Origin of the sequence: Pseudomonas sp. CFSAN084952 (assembly GCF_009648855.1) — a bacterium.
Lineage (GTDB): Bacteria > Pseudomonadota > Gammaproteobacteria > Pseudomonadales > Pseudomonadaceae > Aquipseudomonas > Aquipseudomonas paracarnis.
In genome coordinates this window covers 5,340,611-5,361,185 of record NZ_CP045767.1, presented here as the reverse complement: position 1 = coordinate 5,361,185, position 20,575 = coordinate 5,340,611, and the positions used below count along the sequence as shown (strand labels likewise).

The 20,575-nt window shown below is 60.1% G+C and carries 14 protein-coding genes; 4 read left to right on the top strand and 10 right to left on the bottom strand.

The window, feature by feature from the left end:
- The first annotated feature begins 66 nt into the window (after positions 1 to 66).
- On the top strand, positions 67 to 1,407 hold the full coding sequence (locus GH769_RS24480; protein WP_020302821.1) for a type II toxin-antitoxin system HipA family toxin: 1,341 nt from the start codon (positions 67 to 69) through the stop codon (positions 1,405 to 1,407).
- Positions 1,404 to 1,682 carry a helix-turn-helix domain-containing protein gene (locus GH769_RS24475; RefSeq protein WP_014720548.1) on the top strand — a complete coding sequence of 93 codons (279 nt, stop codon included), beginning with the start codon at positions 1,404 to 1,406 and terminating at the stop codon, positions 1,680 to 1,682. Before GH769_RS24480 ends, GH769_RS24475 begins: the two co-directional genes overlap by 4 nt.
- 3 nt (positions 1,683 to 1,685) lie before the next feature.
- Here GH769_RS24475 and GH769_RS24470 read toward each other — a convergent pair whose 3' ends face one another.
- Entirely contained in the window at positions 1,686 to 2,456 is a 771-nt protein-coding gene (locus tag GH769_RS24470) for an amino acid ABC transporter permease (RefSeq protein WP_014720547.1), read from the bottom strand.
- The gene (locus GH769_RS24465; RefSeq protein WP_020302822.1) at positions 2,453 to 3,274 is read right to left on the bottom strand and encodes an ABC transporter substrate-binding protein; all 822 of its coding nucleotides are present in this window, start codon (positions 3,272 to 3,274) and stop codon (positions 2,453 to 2,455) included. The genes GH769_RS24470 and GH769_RS24465 overlap by 4 nt, the downstream gene beginning before the upstream one ends.
- Before the next feature lie 114 nt (positions 3,275 to 3,388).
- On the opposite strand from GH769_RS24465, the gene GH769_RS24460 reads away from it, so the two are divergent.
- Positions 3,389 to 4,291, top strand: coding sequence for a homocysteine S-methyltransferase family protein (locus GH769_RS24460; RefSeq protein WP_014720545.1), 903 nt, complete (start codon positions 3,389 to 3,391; stop codon positions 4,289 to 4,291).
- A 115-nt stretch (positions 4,292 to 4,406) separates the two neighbouring features.
- On the opposite strand, the gene GH769_RS24455 is transcribed toward GH769_RS24460, so the two are convergent.
- Genes GH769_RS24455 through GH769_RS24445 form a run of 3 tightly spaced genes read right to left on the bottom strand, consistent with a single transcriptional unit; the run spans position 4,407 to position 6,170 of the window.
- On the bottom strand, positions 4,407 to 5,078 hold the full coding sequence (locus tag GH769_RS24455) for a GNAT family N-acetyltransferase (RefSeq protein WP_153649899.1): 672 nt from the start codon (positions 5,076 to 5,078) through the stop codon (positions 4,407 to 4,409).
- A gap of 10 nt (positions 5,079 to 5,088) precedes the next feature.
- Positions 5,089 to 5,535 carry a GNAT family N-acetyltransferase gene (locus GH769_RS24450; RefSeq protein ID WP_014720543.1) on the bottom strand — a complete coding sequence of 149 codons (447 nt, stop codon included), beginning with the start codon at positions 5,533 to 5,535 and terminating at the stop codon, positions 5,089 to 5,091.
- Positions 5,532 to 6,170, bottom strand: coding sequence for an FMN-binding negative transcriptional regulator (locus tag GH769_RS24445; RefSeq protein ID WP_032901869.1), 639 nt, complete (start codon positions 6,168 to 6,170; stop codon positions 5,532 to 5,534). Before GH769_RS24445 ends, GH769_RS24450 begins: the two co-directional genes overlap by 4 nt.
- 87 nt (positions 6,171 to 6,257) lie before the next feature.
- On the opposite strand from GH769_RS24445, the gene GH769_RS24440 reads away from it, so the two are divergent.
- Complete coding sequence (locus GH769_RS24440) at positions 6,258 to 7,796, top strand: PLP-dependent aminotransferase family protein (RefSeq protein ID WP_019818147.1); 1,539 nt, start codon at positions 6,258 to 6,260, stop codon at positions 7,794 to 7,796.
- A 4-nt stretch (positions 7,797 to 7,800) separates the two neighbouring features.
- Here the strand turns inward: GH769_RS24440 and GH769_RS24435 are convergent, their stop codons facing one another.
- The 5 genes from GH769_RS24435 to GH769_RS24415 all read right to left on the bottom strand — a co-directional run bounded on the left by GH769_RS24435 (position 7,801) and on the right by GH769_RS24415 (position 20,558).
- Entirely contained in the window at positions 7,801 to 12,423 is a 4,623-nt protein-coding gene (locus tag GH769_RS24435; RefSeq protein ID WP_032901871.1) for a dermonecrotic toxin domain-containing protein, read from the bottom strand.
- Positions 12,424 to 12,572: 149 nt separating this feature from the next.
- Entirely contained in the window at positions 12,573 to 17,171 is a 4,599-nt protein-coding gene (locus tag GH769_RS24430) for a dermonecrotic toxin domain-containing protein (protein ID WP_032901872.1), read from the bottom strand.
- A gap of 139 nt (positions 17,172 to 17,310) precedes the next feature.
- Entirely contained in the window at positions 17,311 to 18,402 is a 1,092-nt protein-coding gene (locus tag GH769_RS24425) for a polyamine ABC transporter substrate-binding protein (protein ID WP_019818144.1), read from the bottom strand.
- On the bottom strand, positions 18,399 to 19,433 hold the full coding sequence (locus GH769_RS24420; RefSeq protein ID WP_020302826.1) for a histone deacetylase family protein: 1,035 nt from the start codon (positions 19,431 to 19,433) through the stop codon (positions 18,399 to 18,401). The genes GH769_RS24425 and GH769_RS24420 overlap by 4 nt, the downstream gene beginning before the upstream one ends.
- Before the next feature lie 132 nt (positions 19,434 to 19,565).
- Positions 19,566 to 20,558: an AraC family transcriptional regulator gene (locus tag GH769_RS24415; protein WP_014720537.1), complete on the bottom strand. Its 993-nt coding sequence runs from the start codon at positions 20,556 to 20,558 to the stop codon at positions 19,566 to 19,568.
- Positions 20,559 to 20,575 lie beyond the last annotated feature (17 nt).

Here is a 20,575-nt window from a genome sequence, read left to right as displayed (position 1 = left end):
TCTATGAGTGAAAAATGCACTATATTGCATGTATTGCTCTCATCACTGCTTAGCAGGTGCACTAAATTGCAGAAAGACACCGCTTACTCTTTGACGCTGCAAATTTTCACCGCCGGGCACTGGCATGATGCTATGCGGCTTGAATTTCCTGAACCGCAACGGGGTTTTGTCGGGCCCTGCAGGTTTCATTACCGCCAGGATTATCTGGCCGATCACCTCGAAGAGATCCAGCAGCCTTTTTGCTACGCGGCCAGTGCCCGGTTCCCGCTGGATTGGGACGTTACGGTGCTCAAGTCAGCCCCCGCTTTTTTGCACGATATCGCGCCAGCCGGCGCGGCCAAGCGCTTTTTGATGCAGCGTCTTGGTCGTGAGAAACCCCAGGCCATCGATGACGACTTGTTCTTGCTGGGGCGCAGTACGCCGGCGCCGATTGGCAACATGCGGATCAAGGAGTCCATCCAAGCCCTGGGCGGTGAAACCCCGATGGGGTTTGCACGACATGAGGTCGTCAGTCGCGATAGCCGTTTCCTGGAATATGCCTATGAACAAGGTGCTGCCATCGGCGGTGCTACCGGAGCAGGGGGCGAGGCACCGAAATTGTTGATGACCCAAGGCGTAGATGGCTTGCTGTATCCAGACGCGATCCTGAATGACGCTGACGTCGCTCAGCACTGGTTCATCAAGTTCGCGCGCAACCAGGCTACGCAGACTGATCAAGATATCCTGCGAAGTGAGTACCACTATTACCGGGCGCTTGAGTCTCTTGGCATCGAAACGGTCGCCACCCAAGGGCTGGCGCTGGAAGAGGCGACAAAACCCAGCCTGTGGATGCATCGTTTTGATCGCAGGCTGGGTGAGGGCGGTGTTGAACGGCTGGCCGTCGAGTCGATCTATTCCTTGGCCGGTGTGACCACCCCTGGCAGCTACATGGATCATCTGGAGGTGGTGAGGCTGTTGGTCGATCAATGGCGAGCAGTGGGACAAGAGGACCACGTCGCAGATCTGGTCGCAGAGTACCTGCGCCGGGATTTGCTGAATAAAGTGCTGGGTAATTCGGATAACCACGGCCGCAATACATCGATCATCCGCGAGCCCAAGGCGCTGCGCCTGGCCCCCATTTATGATTTGGCACCCATGGTAATGGACGCTGAAGCCGTCACTCGAACCACCAAATGGCCCAAACCCTTGGAAATCGCCGGGGATATCAATTGGCGAGCGGTATGCGAGGCTCTGGCCGACCTCGTCGACCCCGAGCAAAGCTTTGAACGCCTGCGACAAACAGCCGAGCACCTGCGTGCATTACCGGATCTTCTGGTGGCCAGTGGCGTGCCCGCTGTGACCTTGAATCACCCAAGCATCCCATTAGGGAAACTGGACCTGCGTCTCAGGCAGTGGGGGTTGAGATGACGATTAGCATGGATGCTCGTGCGTTGTTGATCGACAGCGTCGAACAAGGCTTGGCCGGTGGCTCGCTCGAGCTGGGCTCCGCCGTACGCCGCCTGCGCATCGAAGTGACCGGCCTGCACCAAAGCCAGTTCGCCAGAATGTGCAAAATTTCGGTGCGTACCCTGGTGCATATCGAACATGGCGATGGCAACCCAACCCTGAAATCGCTGAATGCCGTGTTTCGGCCCTTCGGTTTGCAGATGGGCGTGGTCAAGGTGCGGCGCAACAGGCCCTGACCGTCAACCGCGCCGCACGTAGCCCTTGCCGAAATGCCGCTCCATCCGCGCCTGGATCAATTCGAGCCCCAGGGACATCACCCAATAAATGATCGCCGCCGTCGTGAGCATCTCGATATAGCGGTAGCTCGAGCGGCCATAGGACTGTGCCAGAAACATCACTTCCCACACGCCCATCACCGAGATCAGCGACGAATCCTTGAGCATCGAGATGAACTGGTTGGTGGCCGGCGGGATGATGGTGCGCATGGCCTGGGGCAGGGTCACGTGCCAGAAGATCGCCCTGTCGCGCATGCCCAGGGCCAGCGCAGCCTCGCGTTGGCCGTGGGGCACGCCGAGGATGCCGGCCCGGAAAATCTCGCTCAGGTAGGCGCCGTAATTCAGTGACAACGCGATGATCCCGGCGACGATGGCGCCTGGCACCAGCCCCAATTGCGGCAGGCCCAGGTAGATCAACAGGATCTGGATCAGCAGCGGCGTGCCGCGAAAGAACGAGGCGTAGAAACTGGCGATGCCGAACGCCACGGCACTTTTGGACAGGCGCCCCAACGCGGTGATAAAGCCCAGCACCGACGACGCGACAATGGCGCACAGGCACAAAAACAGCGTCAGCGCCGCACCTTGCAGGAAGCCGTTGGGCGCAAGGTGCAGGCCGACCAGGTTGGGCAGCTTGTCGAGGATGATCGAGAACTTCAGGTCAAAGCTCAGGAAAAAACTCGCAAACAGGGCGAACAGCGCCGCCCAGGTCAGGTAAAGCCGTAGGCGAAAACTCATCGGCTTATATCGGCGCCGATCCATTTTTGCGACAGCGCGCTCAAGGTGCCGTCCTGCTTGAGCTGGGCGAAGACCTCACGCACTTTGCTGTCCCACTGCGGGTCGCCTTTCTCGATGGCCACCGAGTTGGGCTCCGAGTACAGCGGCGCACCGGCGAGCTTGAAACGCTTGTCCTGGGTCAGGCGCGGCTGCGCGGTGACCAGGTTGGTGAGGATCGCATCCAGGCGCACGCCAGCGCCCAGGCCCAGATCCTGGAACGCCACGTTGTCGGTGTCGTACGGGGCGATCTGCACCTCCTCGAACGGGTACTGCAACTGCGTGTCTTCGGCGCCTTCGATCACCAGGTTCTTGTTCAGGTAGCTTTCGTAGCTCGAGGCGCTGGTGAGGCCGACTTTTTTGCCGGTCAGGTCCCGGGCGTCGTGGATGCGGTCGTCCTTGGCATTGACCACGATCACGGCGGGCGAAGCGTAGTACTCCACCGGGAAGTCGAACACCTCGGCGCGTGCCTTGCTTGGGGTCATGGAACAGATGCAGATGTCGTAGCGCCCGCTCCAGCGGCCGGCGGCGATCACGTCCCAGGACGGAGTTTCCAGGCGCAACTTCACGCCCAGTTTTTGCGCCACGGCCTTGGCCACGTCCACGTCGAAACCGTCGAGCTGGTTCTGGTCATTGAGAAATGAAAACGGTGGATAGCTTTCCATCAGCACGCCGACCAGCTCTTTCTTCTGCTCGACACGATCCAGCGTGGCACCGCCAAAGGCTTGGGTTGAAGCAGCCAACATCGTCAGGCCCAGGGCCAACAGCGGTCTGAATTTCAAAATCGAACACCTGAATAAAAAAGAGGTTGTTATTAACCGAACGGTACGCATTAAATAGTTATAAGAACGACTCTCATAGTGAGTTATTTTCATAAGCATATGAGTAAAAAGCATATGGGCGCAGTAAGCACAGTAATTCTCGATGGTGGCATGGGCCGTGAACTGCAACGCCGTGGGGCGCCGTTCCGTCAGCCGGAATGGTCGGCACTGGCCTTGAGCGAAGCGCCGCAAGCGGTGGAGGCGGTGCACGCGGCCTACATCGACAGCGGCGCCAATGTGATCACCAGCAACAGTTACGCGGTGGTGCCGTTCCATATCGGCGAAGCGCGGTTCGCCCAAGAAGGGCAGGCGCTCGCCGCCCTGGCCGGTGAGTTGGCGCGACGGGCGGTGCAGGCCTCCGGTAAAGCCGTGCAGGTAGCCGGCTCACTGCCGCCACTATTTGGCTCTTATCGCCCAGATCTGTTCCAGGCCGAGCGCGTCAGTGAGTTGCTCACCCCCTTGGTGAACGGCCTGGCCCCGCATGTCGATCTGTGGCTGGCGGAAACCCAGAGCTCAATCGCTGAAGCACGGGCGATCCATGCCGGGCTGCCTAAGGATGGCAAGCCGTTCTGGCTGTCGTTTACCTTGAAAGACGAAGACACCGACGAGGTGCCGCGCCTGCGCTCCGGCGAACCGGTGGCGGACGCAGCCGAGGCGGCGGCGCAACTGGGGGTGCAGGTATTGCTGTTCAACTGCAGCCAGCCGGAAGTGATCGGCGCGGCGATTGACGCTGCCCGCCAGACCTTCGACCGTTTGGGTGTAGCGATTCAGATCGGCGCCTACGCCAACGCTTTCCCGCCGCAACCCAAGGAAGCCACGGCCAACGATGGCCTGGACCCGTTGCGCGATGACCTCGACCCACCCGGCTACTTGCAATGGGCGGCCGATTGGCAAGCGCGCGGCGCTAGCCATCTGGGTGGATGCTGCGGCATCGGACCGGAGCATATTGCGGTGCTGGCGCAGCGCCTGACCGACTGATTCACCGCTAGTCAAACCTGTGGGAGCTGGCTTGCCTGCGATGGCATCAACTGGTTTTGCCTGATACACCGAGGTGTCTGTATCGCAGGCAAGCCAGCTCCCACACATGTGAGTATTAACCCCGACACTCTGTGAGTGTCTTCAACTGGCCCGACCCACTCTGGTTCGCCTGCGACAACCACGCCTCAAACCCGGCACCGACCTTCGGCCATTCCGAATCCAGGATCGAATACCACGCCGTATCGCGGTTCTGCCCTTTGACCACCATGTGCTGGCGGAACACCCCTTCAAAACTGAACCCCAAGCGCTCGGCTGCGTACTTGGACCGCGCGTTGCCGTTGTTGCACTTCCACTCCAGCCGACGGTAGCCCTGCTCGAACGCATATTTGGCCAGCAGGTACACCGCTTCGGTGCTTTTCGGCGAGCGCTGCATCGGTGCGCCGAAGGTGACGTGGCCGATTTCGATACGGCCTTGCGCCGGGACGATGGACATCAGGCTGAGGATGCCCTTAACCTGGCCCGTTGCGCGGTCGATCACGCTGAAAAAGTACGGGTCGCTGTGGGCGGCGTGGTTGTTCAACCAGGCGTCGAAGGCACTGCGCTCGGTGAACGGGCCGTAGGGCAAGTAATCCCACAGCTTCGGGTCGGCCCCTGGGCCTTCAAGGGCTTGCCACAGTTGATCGGCATGGCGCGCCGGGTCGAGCTTTTCCAGGTGGATAAAACGCCCTTCAAGCAGTTGCGCAGTCGGCGCCGGGACGCCTTTCCAATCAGCGAGGGAAGTGATCATGCTGTGCTCCTTAAAGACCTTTGCGAAATTGGATGAAGCCTGGGCGTTCGGCGATGCGCTCGTAGAGTTGGATCGCGGTGGCGTTGGTCTCGTGGGTCAACCAGTGCACTTTGCAGCAGCCATCGGCCTTGGCGGTGGCGTAGACGAATTCGATCAGCTTGCGACCTACGCCCGTGCCACGTTGGGTCGGGTCCACCAGCAAATCCTGCAGGTAGCAGGAGTTCTCGATGCTCCAGTTGGAGCGATGGTAGATGAAGTTGACCATGCCCACCGCCTTGCCGTCCTGCCAGGCCAGTGCCGAATGGGTCGGCTCGCGGGGGTCGATCAGGCGTTGCCAGGTGCTTTGGCTGACGGCGTCCGGCAGTTCGGTGTTGTAGAACGCCAAGTAGGCCTGCCACAGCGGCAGCCAGGCGGCTTGGTCGGCGGCTGTAACCTGGCGAATGTCGATCAAGCTCATTCTGAAACTCCTTGGGGAATAAAGCGGGCGAGGGTCTGGTCACGTACATCGGCACTGGCGGCCAGGCCGTCACGCACACCGGCCATGTCGGCGGCGCTGCGGTTCTGGCTGAGCTTGCGTTTGCCCACCAGGCGCTTGATCGGCAGGGCAAAGCCGACGATGGCCTTGAGCATGCCGTCAATGTAGTCCGCCGGTGCGTCGCTGACACGCCAGGGTTGGGCGCGGCCGCTTTCATGGCGGTCGGTGAGGGCGGTGACCACCTTGAGCAAGCGCTCGGCGTCGCTGAATACCGCAGGCGTGCCATAGGCGTGCACGGCGATGTAGTTCCAGGTCGGGACCACTTTGCCGTGCTCGGCCTTGGCGGGGTAAAACGCCGGGCTGATATAGGCGTCGGCACCGGCGAAGATCACCAGCGCTTCACCGCCATTTTGCAGCTCGCGCCATTGCGGGTTGGCTTTGGCCAAGTGACCGTACAGCGTGCCATTGGGCCCTTCATCGGGGTTGAGCAGCAAGGGCAAGTGGCTGGCTTGCAGGCCGTTTTCACCCACGGTTACCAACTGCGCCAGACGGGTGTGCTGGATCAGTTGCTGGATTTCGGGCAAGTCATTGAGAGCAAAGGCGCGGGGTGTGTACATGGAGATTTTCCTTGGCGAATGCCTGCATCCTAGGCAGGCTATTGGTTCGTTGTAAGAGCCATCTAGCGCTATTTTTATAGGTCCAATATGCCGCCTGTTTCGCCACCGTTGTCCTTCAACCCCGCCGGTATCGAGCTGGACCGCCGCCAGGGCCTCACGCGCCAGCTGTATGAGGCCCTGCGCCAGCGGGTATTGGATGGGCGATTGGTCAGTGGCACGCGGCTGCCCGCTACCCGTGATCTGGCGGCGGCCTTGTCGATTTCCCGCAACAGCGTGGTGCGCGCCTACGATCAGCTGTACGCGGAGGGGTTTATCGAAAGCCGGGTCGGTGATGGCACCTATGTTGCCCAATTGCCGATGGCCGAAAAACTATCCACAAAAGTATCCACAGGGTTGTCAACAGGCTTATCCCCAGGCTTATCCACAAAATGGGCGAATTTGCCCGAGGATTTAGATGACGAAGTTATCCACAGCGCCGGTTTGGCACGGGTAAAAGACCATCATCTGCCTCAGCCGCCGTTGGGACCGCCCCGGGCATTTCGCGTGGGCGTACCCGCCTTCGATCTGTTCCCGTTTGAGGTATGGGCCAAGCTGAATGGGGCGTTCTGGCGCAAACCCGACCTGGAACAGCTGTGCTATGGCGACCCGGCCGGTGACGGTCGCCTGCGCGGTTTGATCGCCGCGTACCTGCGCAGCTCGCGCGGCATGCAATGCACGGCTGAACAAATTGTGATCACCAGCGGCGCACAGCAGGCCATTAGCCTTTGTGCACAGTTGCTGGTGGAGCCTGGGGATGGCGTGGCGGTGGAAAACCCTGGCTATCGCGCGGCCGGCCATGCATTCGCTTTGGCCGGCGGGCGACTGCATGGCGTGCCGGTCGACGGCGAGGGCATGGATTGCCAGGTGCTCAGTACCCTCAATGATTGCCGCGTGGCGTATGTCACGCCTTCCCATCAGTACCCGCTGGGCGTGGTGATGAGCCTGGCTCGGCGCCTGGAATTGCTGGCCTGGGCCGAACGTTCAGGCGGTTGGATCGTGGAAGACGATTACGACGGCGAGTACCGCTACAGCGGCGCGCCGCTGTCACCGTTGGCCGCGCTGGATCGCAGTGGCCGCGTGCTGTATGTGGGCACCTTCGGCAAGGTGGCGTTCCCGGCGTTGCGCCTGGGTTATCTGGTGTTGCCACCGGGCCTGGTGCAAGCCTTCACCCGGCGCCGCGCCGTGGACGTGCGTCACTCCGAAGTCAGCACCCAGGCGGTGATGGCCGAGTTCATGGCGGCGGGGCACTTCCAGCGCCACATTCGTCGGATGCGTCGCGCCGCGCTCAGCCGGCGCAATGCGTTGTTGGCCGGATGGCCCACCGGGTTGCCCGGGGTCGGCGCGTTGCCAAATGCCGCGGCGGGTTTGCACATCACGGTGCGGGTGGACAGCCTGGCCCGGGAGCAGGCGTTGCTCGCTCAGGCCCGTGCAGTGGATGTCGAGATCAATGGTTTGAGCAGCTATTGGCTGGCTGGCACACGCCCGCCACCGGACCAGCATGCTGGCCTGGTGATGGGGTTTGCCGCCGTGCCGGAGGCGGCCATTGCGCAGGCGCTGGCGCGTTTGCGTCAAGCGTGGAAGGCGTAGCCGATCAGTTCTTGAAGAACAGCGACTTGGCCAGTTGCTCACCGATACTGCGGCGGTGGATTTCTATGATGTCCCAGTCACTGGGCCCGGTACGTTGGTGGGCGCCGCCGAGCCGATGTTGTTCGCGGGTCTTGAGATGATCCTTGGTGAAATTCTCCAATGCAGCGTTCTTGGTTTCATAGTGAAAGTGCGCGTACCACAGCGCCGTGCCATTCTCGTTATCGCGAATCTCGTACTCGTCCAGAAAGTCCTTTCTGGGCCCCTTGAGGGCACGCCGAGTGATGACCTTGACGATGGTGATCAGCCCCTGGCTGTGCAGCCAGTTCACCCGTTCCGCGGTTGGGGGCTGGCGCTTGATCATGTCGATGTAGGTTTCTTTGCCCTGCCGATAGAAACGTTGTGCCGCGTCTTTGAGATGACGATTGGTCACAGCAGCGGAGGTATGTTCGCTTTCTGTGAGATTGCGCTGGGTCAGCGCTTCTTCGATGTTCTTTGACGCGTCTTCCAGCGTCTTCGCATAGTCATCGAACATATCTTGAATGTCTTGCGGAGCATGCCAGGGCTTTGTTGAGAAACCCTTGTATTTGCGAATTTCGGCGTGTTCGCCCTCCAATAGCGTTTGCCCAGCGTTGATGCTGGTGTCCAGGTCCACCGAAACAGGCACGGGTGGGTGCAGCGCAGTTTTGTGCCGTGTGACCCACACCCCTGGCGACTTTTCATGGAATGTGGCGATCACCTTGCCGGTCATGCCGGCCCTGACGTCTACCAGGGAACTGTCGGTTTCACGCGGTTCACCCATTACCAAGCCGTGATGGCGTGTTTTGATTACTTTGCGCCGCGGGCGGGGCTCGGTCTTCGAGCTGCCGGGCTTGGGCTCCAGGGCTTTCTTCGTTCGCAGCAATTGCGCCAGGTCGTGCACGGCCCTTTGGCTGAACTCGCCAATCTGTTGGCGGAAACTTTCCAGGCGGCTTTTGTGCAAGTGTTGTGGGTAATCGGCGTGAAGATCGAGCAGGCGCTGGTCGGCACTGGAAAATTGCTCTACCAGGCTGTTGAGTACATCGATGCGCTCATCCAGCGATGCGCCATTACCGCGTTCCACAATCTCATTGAAACTCTCGACGTTCAGTTCGGCGCTATCGACGATCTGGCCCATCCGCTCGCGCAGCGTGGCGGGGATCTGGCGTTGCTCTTCATCGATACACAAGTAGCGGCCCAGGATGATCTCCAGGGATTTGAGTTCAGTGAGGGTCAGCTGTGGCAACTCCCCGATGGTTTTACGAATGACGGCTGCACCCTCATCTCCCAATGCTCTGAGATCGTTGAAACGGTCGTTGATGAACTGCAGGCGCTTGATGATTGCCTGGTTCAGGGTGGACAGGTCTTGGGCGCTGCGAGCCTGGTTTTTATAGTCGATGTCCACCTCGGCGTCGAGGATTGGGGACGACGACTTCAGGGCCTCCCTATAACTCACCACTTGTTGCTCCAAAGCGATCTGAGTCAGTTGCAATTGCTGTTTCACGTAACCGCTCATAGTGCTCTGGTAGGTGGGCACCGTGTCGATGATGCTCAAGGACTTCAGTTGGCTGATCGCTTCGTCATACGCCGCCAGCCGGCTGTCGACTTTACCGATGAACGTTGTACGTCGCAGGTCCGTGGACGGGCCAGGGGCAGCGTCCAGCGCAGGCTTTGCCTCAAGCACGTCCAGCTGTTGGCGGGCGGCGACCGCGTCGAAGGCGTTGAGTTGAGTCATAAGTGCCGCAATGCGCGCCGGCTGATCGATCTTGACCGCACGCCGCCGGTTTCGAAGACCGCCGCCGCGTAGCCGCAAACGGACATCGACAAACCATTGCCCCGCGAGGTTGCCGATCAGCGGTGGGCCGGTACGCGAAGGTTCCTTCGGGTCGATGATGACGACGCTGTCGTTGTCATCCACCGTGACCTCGAACCAACGCTCGCTGACCGGTGCGTACCACTTATCTGCAAGCGGATAGAGATTGAGATGGTGACCGGGGTTTTTATTTTGTTCACCGAGTTTTTCGGGCTTGGCGACCTTGAAGCTGTCGAGCGTCTTGGCCAGTCCGAGGCGGCTGTGACTGAGGGCTCCGCGAGTGTGCACGGGGCCTTGATGCTTGGCTGAAAGTTGGCTGTCGGAAATAGTGGCCTGTTGGACTGAAGTAAATGTCTTCTCGGTAACGGACGGCCTGCCTACCGTTTCAATCGTCGTTTTCGTGGGTTCAGTGCCGACCCTGGGGGAAGCGGATCGCTTGGACGCTCGAGGGTGGCGCAGGGCGATGTGCAGCGTTAGGGCCATGCCGAGGTTGAGGAAGACATCCACCAACGCTGTCCAGGAGGCGGGCTGGTCACTCTTGTTCACGGCCTCCTCAGCGGCCTGCAGGTCGTCCATGATTTGCCAGACCCAAGCGGCGATGCCAAGGGTGCGGCCCAGGAAGGGCAGGGCGGCGTTGAAAATTTGCCAGCCGGCCTGTCGAAAGGTCGCCCAGCGTTTCTGTACGTTGGACACCGACTGGCGTGTCGCCAACTCGACCATGGCATTGGCGTTGGCCTTGAACAGCGTGGCAAAAATGTCATTGCCCATTTCTTCATCGCTCAACGTCACCGGGCCACTCATGTACAGCACGGTGAGCGGTTCGACCAGTGCGCGCACCACGGTCCAGGGCGAAGGAAGGGTGTCGGGGAAAACGTATTGGGCGTAGTTGAATCTTTGCGGTTCAGGTAGCCAGGCCAACACCGACTCGCGCAAGGAGCGCTCATGTTTGATGGCATAGAGCAGGTTTTGCCGCGACGCAAATTGCATCAGGGCCGGCTCCAGCAATGGCCGATAGAGTACGCAGGGACCGTTGCCGGAATGCTTCGGGCCAATCACGAACATATTGGTGACCACGTCTTGCTCAGGCCCGGGGCGCAGACTGGGCACGAAGGCCAGGCGGCGGATGACAATGGGGTGCCCGTCGACACGGCGCGCATGTTCATCGGGATGCATGACGGCGGCGACGTAGCGATAACCCAGCTCATCGAAGCCGCCCTGGCTGCGGATTTTCATCTGCAGGGCCAGCAACGGCAGTTGAATCTGCAGGTGGCGGATGTAGAGCTGTTGGCGGTGACTCGACTGGGTGGTGTCATCGAGCAGTTGCTGTTTGACCAGCGCGGGGTAGCGCTGACCGATGTCGATGTCCTCGATCACGTCTTTCAGGTAGCTGTAGGTCAGCCATGCGGGCACGTCACCGCCCCTACCGTTGTAGTGCACTGTCACGTTGCCGGTGGGCAGGCCGGTGAGGTTTTCCAAGGCCAGGTCGATCAGGCTGCGTCGTGTGGTGTCCACGGCTCCGGGGACGATAAACGTGCCCCACAGCACTGGGCTCTCGATAACGATTTCGATGTTATCCAGGTTCAGGCGCGCCCCCGCTTGGGGGGAGCGGATAAGGTTTTGCAGCTGTGTCCGGGCGTAGTCACGAATGGCTGGAATGCCGTCCTGAAACGTTTCGCCGTGATAATGGCTGTGCAGTTGGGCCAGGTTGATCATATAGCGGCCGTAGGCGGCGATATCGGAGTCCGTTGCCGAAGCCAGCCAGTCTGGAAGTTGTCGGTGAATATCGCGGATATTCGACAGCTGGTGATCGCTCATTTCTTCGATACTGGGCACGATGCGGGCAACCGTGGTCGCGGGCACCTTTGCTTCGGCCAGGTTACCCAGGCCGGATTCGCCATAACTGCCTATGGCGTAGATTTGCAACGAGATCAGATTGCAGGCCAGCGTATCGAAGAAGTTGCCGTCGGGTTCATACAAGCGCCATTGCAAGGTGGCGTCGCTGGCGGGCGCACTCATTCGCGCAGGCAGCGCGGCACCCAATTGTGCCAGTGACTCGAACGTTTCATACCCGCTCACCAACGAGTGCGTCAGGATCATCGGGCGATTGGCGTGCTCGCCCACCAATACGGTGATATCCAGGAAGCTGGCATGGGTGGACCGGCCGGCTTCAAGAATGTCCACGTCGACCAGGTACGCGTGGGTCTTGTAAGGGTCTTTCAGCGAGCGTCTGGCCAGGTCGGGTTCCTGGAAAAATGCACGTGCCATCGCGCTTTCGTGCTCACTCAGGCCTTGCTCTTCGGTGATGTTCCACACCTTCCTCAGTGTGCTGGATAAGGATTGCCAGCGCGGACCGGTGGTGCCATTGGACGCGTTCCAGAAGTCCAGTTGCTGTTCCTGGAATGCAGTGAACAGCAGGTCGGATAGCTCGTTGATCAGGCGTGCGATGGCATCGATTTTCACTGCCAGATGCACAGGAATCAGAGCGTACGGCTGCAAGGTGAGGAAATGTTGGCCGTCGATATAGGTCACTCTCTCGCTGGACAGTGCCTGGCGGGCCAGCACTGAGGTGAGCGATTCGACAGTGGCCGGCGCACGCACGACGTCGTTGCCGACCACCACCCATTGAGGGCTGACGACCATGGCCAGGTCGGGTTCGATATCCAGCGTGGGATATAGCGCCTTGATAGCTGAGCGCAATGCCGTTGCGGCCACTTCGCGGATAGTGGGGCCACTGGTTAACTGGGTCAGCAGTTCATAGGTGGTAGGTGGACGGTGATTGTTGACAGTGTCATTGGGCATGCGCAGCTCCTTTGCATTCAATGGCCCGTACGGGCTTTAAGGAACGCGCAAGGTAGCGAGCGACGTTACCGCAGGGGTGGTAGATACGTCGCGCTGCGGCTGGCTGCGGTCATGAGTCGAGGGCGCGAACGCCCCCGCCTCAGGGGGAGTCATTTCACCGTGAAAAACAACCGCCGGGCCTGGTCTAGATTGATGTCACTGAGATACACCGCGGTTTTCTGCTTCTCGCCAAGGCCGTTGAGGGTGTCGGACTCCGCGCCACGGGCGTGCTCCTGCGGGGTTTTCAGGCGCGCGCGCAGGAATGCCTTGGCGGGCACCCAGTCGGTTGAGTAATGAAAGTGGGCATACCACAGCACGCTATGGTCTTCGCGGTTGTGGATGGTGTACTCGTCCAGATAGTCCTTCTCCGGGCCTTTGAGCCGTCGCCGCGTGACGGTTTTCTTGATGACGACCTCTTGGTTTCTCAGCAGCCATTCCAGAGCATGCACGGTGGGTGGATGCTTTTTGAACAACAACGACTTGTAGCGTGAAGCCTCCTTGTAGAGGGCTTGGGCCGCCTCGTTGAGCTTTCTGTCCACAAGCGCAGCCGAGTCCTTGTGGCTCTCGGTTGCGTTGCCTTGGGTGAGGGCCTCTTTAATATTCGAAGACGCCTGTTCCAGCGCCAATGCGTGCTGGTGAAACAACGTTTCTATGCCGATGGCCGTGCGCTCCGGCTTGGCCGCTTGTTCGGCGGTCCGCTGCTTGAAAGTCTCCAGTGCGTCCAACAGGTCCTGTGCCTGTTTGATGCGGGTGGCAACGTCCACGACAACACTGGGTTGTGTTTCGGCGGGCGTTACGCGCTGTACCCAGACGCCTGCGGGCTTTTCGTGGAAGGTCGCCATGATGTCCTGAGTCAGTGGAGATCTGATATCTACCAGACCGGTTTCCTCGCCTGTTGCTGACAGGCGTGGGTCACCGACCAGCACACCGTTGTAACGCGTATAAATGACTTTTTTCCTGGCTTTAGGCGGGGTCGGCGGCGGAGTTGGCCGGTTTCTGATGGCGTCCCGGTCACTGTGCAGCAGCTCCAGGTGGCCAACGGTTTCGTTGTAGAAGCTGCGGATTTTTTCACGCAGGCGCGTAAGGGGGGTGGTCAGTGCAACGTTGGTAAATTCCGCTGGAAAGTCCTGCAGGCGTTCATCAAGGACATTGAACTGTTCGACCAGGCTGCCCACGGTTTCGATGCGTTCGTCCAGACGCGACTCGCTGCGTTCGAACAGGGTTTCACGCAAGGTCTGAATCGACAGATTGGCGCTGTCGACAATACGGTCGATGGCGTTCCAGGCATCCGGAGCCGTGGTCATGCTGTTTTCGTCCACGCACAGATTGCGCGCCAGGGTCACTTGCAGGAACCTGAGGTCGCGGGCCGTGTAAATCGGCAAGCTTTTGCGGTGTTGGCAGATAGCCTTGAAGCCGGATCGCCCCATCGTTCTAAGTTGAGCGAACCGCGACTCTGTGTAGTTCAGGCGTGCGATCATGTCCTGGCTCATCTCGGTCAAGGTTTGGGCGTCCTCGATATGACGCTCCTCGGGATGGCTGGCCTGGCGCTCAATCTGGTCCAGCACGGTTTTAAGCTTCGGTGTGAACGTGACTTGAGCTTCGCGTATACCGGTTTCCGTCAGGTCCAACTGGGCGCCGACGTAGCGCACGACTTGCTCTTGATAATTCGCAGTCGGGGCAAACACATTCAAGATCTTGAGTTGTTGCAGCGCCGTTTCGTAGTTATTTCGCTGGGCCTCGAGCTTTTGCAGGTAGATCTCACGGCGGGCATCGGCCGAAGTGCTGGCCTGGGGGTCCTCCATCTCAGCGCGGGCCGCCTGTATCTCCAATTGCGTGGCGCTCTTGTCTCGCTCAAATTCTGACAATCGCCGCTGGGCTTCCACTGCCTTGACGTCCGCTTCGGATTTGGACCTTTGCTGTTGTTTTTTCGGGCCGCCGCCGCGCAGACGCAGACGCGTGTCGATGAACCATTGGCCCTGGGCGTTGTGAATCAACGTCGGGCCTGTGCGCTCCGGTTGCTTGGGGTCGATGATGACCACTGTTTCATCGTCATCGGTGTTCACCTCAAACCAGCGCTCCCCCACGGGGGCGTAGTAGCGCTGTGCATGCCGGAATAGGTGCTGGTGCTGGCCTGCCGCGCTTTCAGCGGGGCCCAGGCCGTCGGGCTTATTGATTTTGAAGCTGTCGAGCAGGGTGGCAAGTTCGCCAGGGGCGCGCTTGATTGCGCCACTGATGTGCAAGTGAGGTGAATGTTTGGACGCCAACGCCTGGGTCAGGGACGGCTGTTGTTTGACGGTGACGTCCGTGGCGCTTGTCGGCTGCGGCAGGGTTGGCTGGGCCTTGCGTGGGTAGCCTGGACGGTGGCTGCGGCTGGCGACATGCAGGGTGATGGCCATGCCAAGGTTGAGCAGGACATCGGTGAGCGCCGACCACTCGGCTTGCTGCTCACCGTGCTCCTGGGCCTCGATAAAGTTTTGCAGTTGATCGACCACCTGCCAGATCCACACCGCCGTGCCCACGGTACGACCGAGAAAGGGCAGCACGGCGTTGAATATCAGCCAGCCGGCTTGCTTGAACGTGGCCCAACGGTTTTCGGCATTGGAAACCGATTGCCGATCCGACAGTTCGATCAAGGCATTGGCGTTGGCTTTGAACAGAGTGGAAAATCGGTCGCCGTTAAGCACTTGTTCACCTAGCGCCATGGGGCCGCTCATGGTCCATAGTTTGTCAGGCTCGATCAGGTAATCGGCCACCTGCCAAGGCGTAGGTAGTGCGCCGGGGAATACGTAATTGGCGTAGTCGTTACGCACCGCATCCGGTAGCCAGGCCAGTACCGACTCGCGCAGGGTGCTCGATTGCGAAATCCCATAGATCAGATTGGTCGGAGTCGGGAACTGCATCAGGGGCGGTGTGAACATCGGTCGATACAACAGGCATGGGCCGGCCGTCATGTCCTCGGGGCCGATCACGTACATGTTGGCAACGGTGTCCAATGTCGCTTCCGCGCGCCGCAGGGGCCGAAACGCCAATGGCCTGAGCACAATGGTTTGCCCGTCAACCTGGCGGTCAGTGGCCTCGTCTTGTAACACCGCCGCCACATAGCGGTAGCCTCGCTCGTCAATGCCTTCTTGCTGGCGAATCTTGGCTTGCAAGGCCTGCATAGGCAGTTGGATACGCAGGTGCTGGCTATAGAGGGTTTTACGGCGTAATGACTCCTGCGGGTCGTCCAGCAGTTTTTGTTTGATCAACGCGGGATAGGCACTGCCGATATCGGCATCGGTGACCAAGTCTACAAAATAGCCAGAGGTCATCCATCCAGGCAGGCTGAACCCCTTATCGATCTCGACAGATCGATTGCCGGTCGGCAGCGCAATCAGGTTTTGCAAGGCCAGTTCTACCACGCTCAAAGAGGTGGTTTCGAACTGACCCGGCACCACGAAGGTGCCCCAGATGACCGGGCTTTTCACCTTCAGGCGGATTTTATCCAAGGGAACGTTGGCGCTGGCAGGATGATCCTTGATCATTTGCGCCTTGATCACCTTCAACGCGTAAGCCTCGATGGAGGGAACGTCGTCGAGGTAAGAGCGGCCGGCGTTCTGGTTGTGCAGGGCGGCGAGGTCCTTCAAGTGCCGGGCAAAGAAGTTCTGGTCGGCGACGGACGCCTTCGTCAGCCAGTCGGGCAACTGGTTCTGATACCAGGCAAGCCCTGGGCCCTTTTCAGGGGCAAGCGGGGCGATGGCTGGCGGCGTGCCGAGGACGACATCGGCGTTATGGGTCTGGCGCAGGTCCGAGAAGTCGATTGCACCCACGGCCTCGACCAGCACGGACACCATTGCGCAGGCCTGATGATCAAAAAAGTCGCCATCAGGCTCGAACAGCCGCCAATGAATTTCCTGGTTCGAAGCAGAGGCTGGCAGGTGCAACGACAATGAATTGCCCAGGTGCTCCAGCGAAGGAAATTTTTCATAGCCCTTGAGCAGTGAATACATGAGGATCGAACGCTGCCCTTCATGTTCGCCGAGCAGTACCGCGATCACCACTTCATTCTGGTGCGTCACGTGGTCAGCGTCGACGCGGTCGATATCGATCAGGCAGGCCTTGAGGTTGTAAGGGTCTTTGCCCTTCCTGTCGGCTTTATCGGGGTGGGTGAACAGGGTGCGCGCCATGGCGCACTCGGTGGCGCTCCAGTCGTCTGCGGTCTCGACATTCCAGACTGCCCGCAACATGCTCGACAACTCGTGCCAATGGGGGCCGCTGCCGTTGGTTTGATTCCAGTAGGCGACCAACTGTTGCTGGAAGGCCCGCAGCATGACAGGAGCCAGCAGGTTGAGGGTTTTGGCGATTTCACAGATACGCACGGGCAAGTGAACCGTCGGCTCGACGATCGGTTGCTGGGTGAGAAAGTGTTCGCCCTCGATGTACAGGGTCGGCACTGACAGAACTGCCTGTTGAGCGAGGATGTCGCTGAGTGCCTGATATTCCGTGGGCCCCGCGACAATCTCGTCGTCAATCAGTCGCCAGGTCGGCGTGCCGACCATGGCGATGTCCGGGTTGATATCCAGCGTCGGGTACTGTTCCCGAAGTGACTGGCGCAACAGAGCCGATGCGGTCTCCCTGAATGAAGGGCCGACATAGAGTTGGGTGAACAGCGCTGAGCGCTCATCCAGCCGTTTGGCGTTCGTGTGGTTATTTGCAGCGGGTGAGGTCATAGAGTGGCTTCCCTGTCTGACCGGTTGATGGAGATAGCCCGAGGTATAGGTTCGGAATTTCCATGCTAGGGCTCGGCCAGACAGGTAGGCGGTGCTTACATAGGCCTGCTGTTAAATGCACGTACGCCAGTACAGCGCTTCACCTCCCGGACTTAATCTTGGTCCAGGCCCTTGTCCTGGCGCGTTCGGCTTTGCTGTCCAGGGGTTTGAGGGTGTAGAGCGTGGTCATGGCCGTGTCGGTCGGGTACAGGTTGGGGTTGTTGCGTATGGCCGGGTCGACCCGCTCGGTAGCGTCCTTGTTCGGGTTGGGATAACCGACAAAATCGCTGACCGGTGCGATGACGTCGGGTTGCAACAAATAGTTGATGAAGGTGTAGGCGTCGCCCGGATTTTTAGCGCCCTTGGGAATGGCGAGCATGTCGAACCAGATCGGCGCGCCTTCCTTGGGCAAGCGCATGTCCACGGTCACGCCATTCTTGGCTTCCTTGGCGCGGTTGGCGGCTTGGGAAAAACTGCCGGAGTAGCCCACCGCCACGCAGATATCGCCATTGGCGATGTCCGCCATGTATTTGGAAGAGTGAAAGTAGGTGATGTACGGGCGGATCTTCATCAACAGCGCTTCGGCCTTGTCGTAGTCCTTGGGGTTGCTGCTGTTGGGGTCTAGGCCCAGGTGCTGCAACGCCAGGGGCAGGATCTCCGAGGGCGAGTCCAGCAGCGCGACGCCGCATTGCTTGAGCTTGCTGATGTTCTCTTCTTTGAAGATCAGGTCCCAGCTGTCCACGGGGGCGTTGTCGCCCAGGGCCGCCTTGACCTTGGCTGGGTTGAAGCCGATCAGGATGGTGCCGTACATGTAGGGCACGGCGTATTGATTGCCGGGGTCGTTGGCCTCGATCAGCTTCATCAGCTTGGGATCGAGGTGGTTCCAGTTGGGCAGTTGGCTGCGGTCCAGGGGCTGGAACACGCCGGCTTCGATCTGTTTGGCCAGGAACACGTTGGAGGGTACCACCACGTCATAGCCGGAGTTGCCGGTGAGCAGTTTGGCTTCCAGGGCTTCGTTGGTGTCGAAGATGTCGTACACCAGCTTGATCGACGGGTGCTGGGCCTTGAAGTCTTCCAGCGCCTTGGGCGTGATGTAGTCGAACCAGTTGTAGACCTTCAGGGTTTTTTCTTCGGCCTGGGCTGCGCCGCTGACAACCACGGCGCACAGGGCGAGCGACTTGAGTATGTTCATTGGGCTGCTTCCTCGAAACCTTCCAGCACGTTGACGGCGTTGATGCCGATTTCCTCCACCGCGTAGCCGCCTTCCATCACGAACAGCGTGGGCTTGCCCAGACGGGCAATGCGCGCGCCCATGGCCAGGTAGTCCGGGCTGTCGAGCTTGAACTGCGAGATAGGGTCGTCCTTGAACGTGTCCACGCCCAGGGACACCACGATGATATCGGCGGCGTAGCGCTCGATCTCGGCGCAGGCCTGTTCCAGCGCCGCGCTCCAGGCCTGCCAGCCGGACCCGGCCGGCAACGGATAGTTGAAGTTGAAACCAACGCCGGCGCCCTCGCCATGCTCATCGGCGTAGCCAAGGAAGAACGGAAATTCTGCCTCCGGATGGCCGTGAATCGAGGTGAACAGCACGTCGCTGCGCGCATAAAAAATCGACTGCGTGCCGTTACCGTGGTGGTAGTCCACGTCGAGGATCGCGACCTTTTTGCAGCCTTGATCAAGGAATGCCTGGGCTGCGATGGCCGCGTTGTTGAGGTAGCAATAACCTCCCATCAAATCGCTGGCGGCGTGATGCCCCGGCGGGCGGCAAAGGGCGAAGGCACTGTGGGCGCCTTGGGCGATGGCGGCCTGCGCGGTAAGGGCCACTTGCGCCGCGCTGTAGGCCGCTTGCCAGGTGCCGGCGGTGATCGGCGCGCCACCATCGAAACTGTAATAGCCCAATTGGCCGTGCAGGCTGGTGGGAAGCACACGGCGCAACGTACGAGCGGGCCAGGTGTAGGGCAACAGGTCGCCGTCCTGGCCATACTCGGTCCAGCGTTGCCAGGCGCCTTTGAAGAAGTCGAGATAGTCGCGGCTGTGAATACGTTGCAGCGGCGCCAGGCCGAAGTCCTGAGGGGCCTGCACGGGGCCCAGTTCACGGTCCTTGACCCGTTGCAGCACGTGATCGGCACGCGAGGGCATTTCGAAGCAGGGCATCAGTTGCCCGTCCATCAGTTCACAGCGGCCATGGTGCAGGTGGTGATCGTCCGAGTAGATCGTCAGCATTTGTTGTTCTCCGCAGGCTGTATTCGTGAGTGCAGTCTTGCGGCGCACGCGCTTTATGAGAACGACAGGAGCGGCCAAAAGGAGATAAATATGGCCAAAGTGTGTGTCCGCAATTCGCCCCTTATTGGCGCGTCATGCTCGAAATTGGCTCGGCGTGACGCCGCTCCAGCGCACGAACGCATGCCTGAAGCTCGCCGTTTCGCTGAACCCCAGCGTCTCGGCAATCCGGTGGATTGGCCACAGGTCGTTAGCCAACAACTGTTTGGCGCGTTCGAAGCGCAGCTCATCGAGCAGTTCCTGATAGCTGCAACCCAGGTTGTGCAGGTGCCGGCGCAGGGTGCGCGCCGAACAGTTCATCTGCTGGGCCAGGCCATCGAGCCCAGGTGCGGCGTGCAATTGTGCAGCCAGCAACTGGCGGATTCGCCCCAGCCAGGCCTCGCGCCCGGTGAATTCGGTGTTCTGTTTGCGACAACGTTCGACCATGGCCTGGTGGGTGACCGCGTCGGCCAGGGGCAAAGGTTGGGCGAGCCAGCGTTTATCAAAGGCGAACGCGTTGGCTATAGCCTGAAACTGGAGCGGGCAGTCGAAGCTCTCGGCGTAGCGGGCCTGATAATCCGGCGCCTCGTGCTCGAACCGAGCGCCCAACAACGGCAGGGGATGGCCGAGCAGGTCGTCGCAAATGACCTTCAGTGATCCCAGGCACAGCTCGACATTGAAGGCAGTCAGTGCCGGGTTTTCGCGGTAGTCGCCGGCCGTGAACCAGATGCGTTCGCCGTCTTCGTCCAGGCTCAGTTCAAAGAGTGTTCCCAACAGCGCCGGATACCGCAGGGCCAGGCGCAAAGCGTCACCGAAAGTGGCACTGGTGAGCAGGGCATAGCCCAGTAGGCCGTACGAGGAAACATGCATACGCCGCCCAACGATCAAGCCGATATCACGCTGATGGGCCACGGCATTGGCGCACACTTGCATCTCCTGATGTGTGGCGATACGCGTGTCGGCGCGGCTCAAATCCGCCGCACAGATGCCGCTGCCGGCCAGCAATGCTTCATGGGGCAAGCCTTCGGCCTCGAAGGTACGCAGCACCAGGGACACGGCATTGAGGGTGGTGAGGTGGGAATGCAGCATGGGAACTTCCAGCCAGG

Excerpts from the sequence above, each read along its gene's own strand:
- GH769_RS24455 (WP_153649899.1), bottom strand. The coding sequence starts at position 5,078 with ATGATCACTTCCCTCGCTGATTGGAAAGGCGTCCCGGCGCCGACTGCG.
- GH769_RS24415 (WP_014720537.1), bottom strand. The coding sequence starts at position 20,558 with ATGCTGCATTCCCACCTCACCACCCTCAATGCCGTGTCCCTGGTGCTG.
- GH769_RS24460 (WP_014720545.1), top strand. The coding sequence starts at position 3,389 with ATGGGCGCAGTAAGCACAGTAATTCTCGATGGTGGCATGGGCCGTGAA.
- GH769_RS24445 (WP_032901869.1), bottom strand. The coding sequence starts at position 6,170 with ATGTACACACCCCGCGCCTTTGCTCTCAATGACTTGCCCGAAATCCAG.
- GH769_RS24425 (WP_019818144.1), bottom strand. The coding sequence starts at position 18,402 with ATGAACATACTCAAGTCGCTCGCCCTGTGCGCCGTGGTTGTCAGCGGC.
- GH769_RS24440 (WP_019818147.1), top strand. The coding sequence starts at position 6,258 with ATGCCGCCTGTTTCGCCACCGTTGTCCTTCAACCCCGCCGGTATCGAG.
- GH769_RS24470 (WP_014720547.1), bottom strand. The coding sequence starts at position 2,456 with ATGAGTTTTCGCCTACGGCTTTACCTGACCTGGGCGGCGCTGTTCGCC.
- GH769_RS24475 (WP_014720548.1), top strand. The coding sequence starts at position 1,404 with ATGACGATTAGCATGGATGCTCGTGCGTTGTTGATCGACAGCGTCGAA.
- GH769_RS24435 (WP_032901871.1), bottom strand. The coding sequence starts at position 12,423 with ATGCCCAATGACACTGTCAACAATCACCGTCCACCTACCACCTATGAA.
- GH769_RS24430 (WP_032901872.1), bottom strand. The coding sequence starts at position 17,171 with ATGACCTCACCCGCTGCAAATAACCACACGAACGCCAAACGGCTGGAT.
- GH769_RS24450 (WP_014720543.1), bottom strand. The coding sequence starts at position 5,535 with ATGAGCTTGATCGACATTCGCCAGGTTACAGCCGCCGACCAAGCCGCC.
- GH769_RS24420 (WP_020302826.1), bottom strand. The coding sequence starts at position 19,433 with ATGCTGACGATCTACTCGGACGATCACCACCTGCACCATGGCCGCTGT.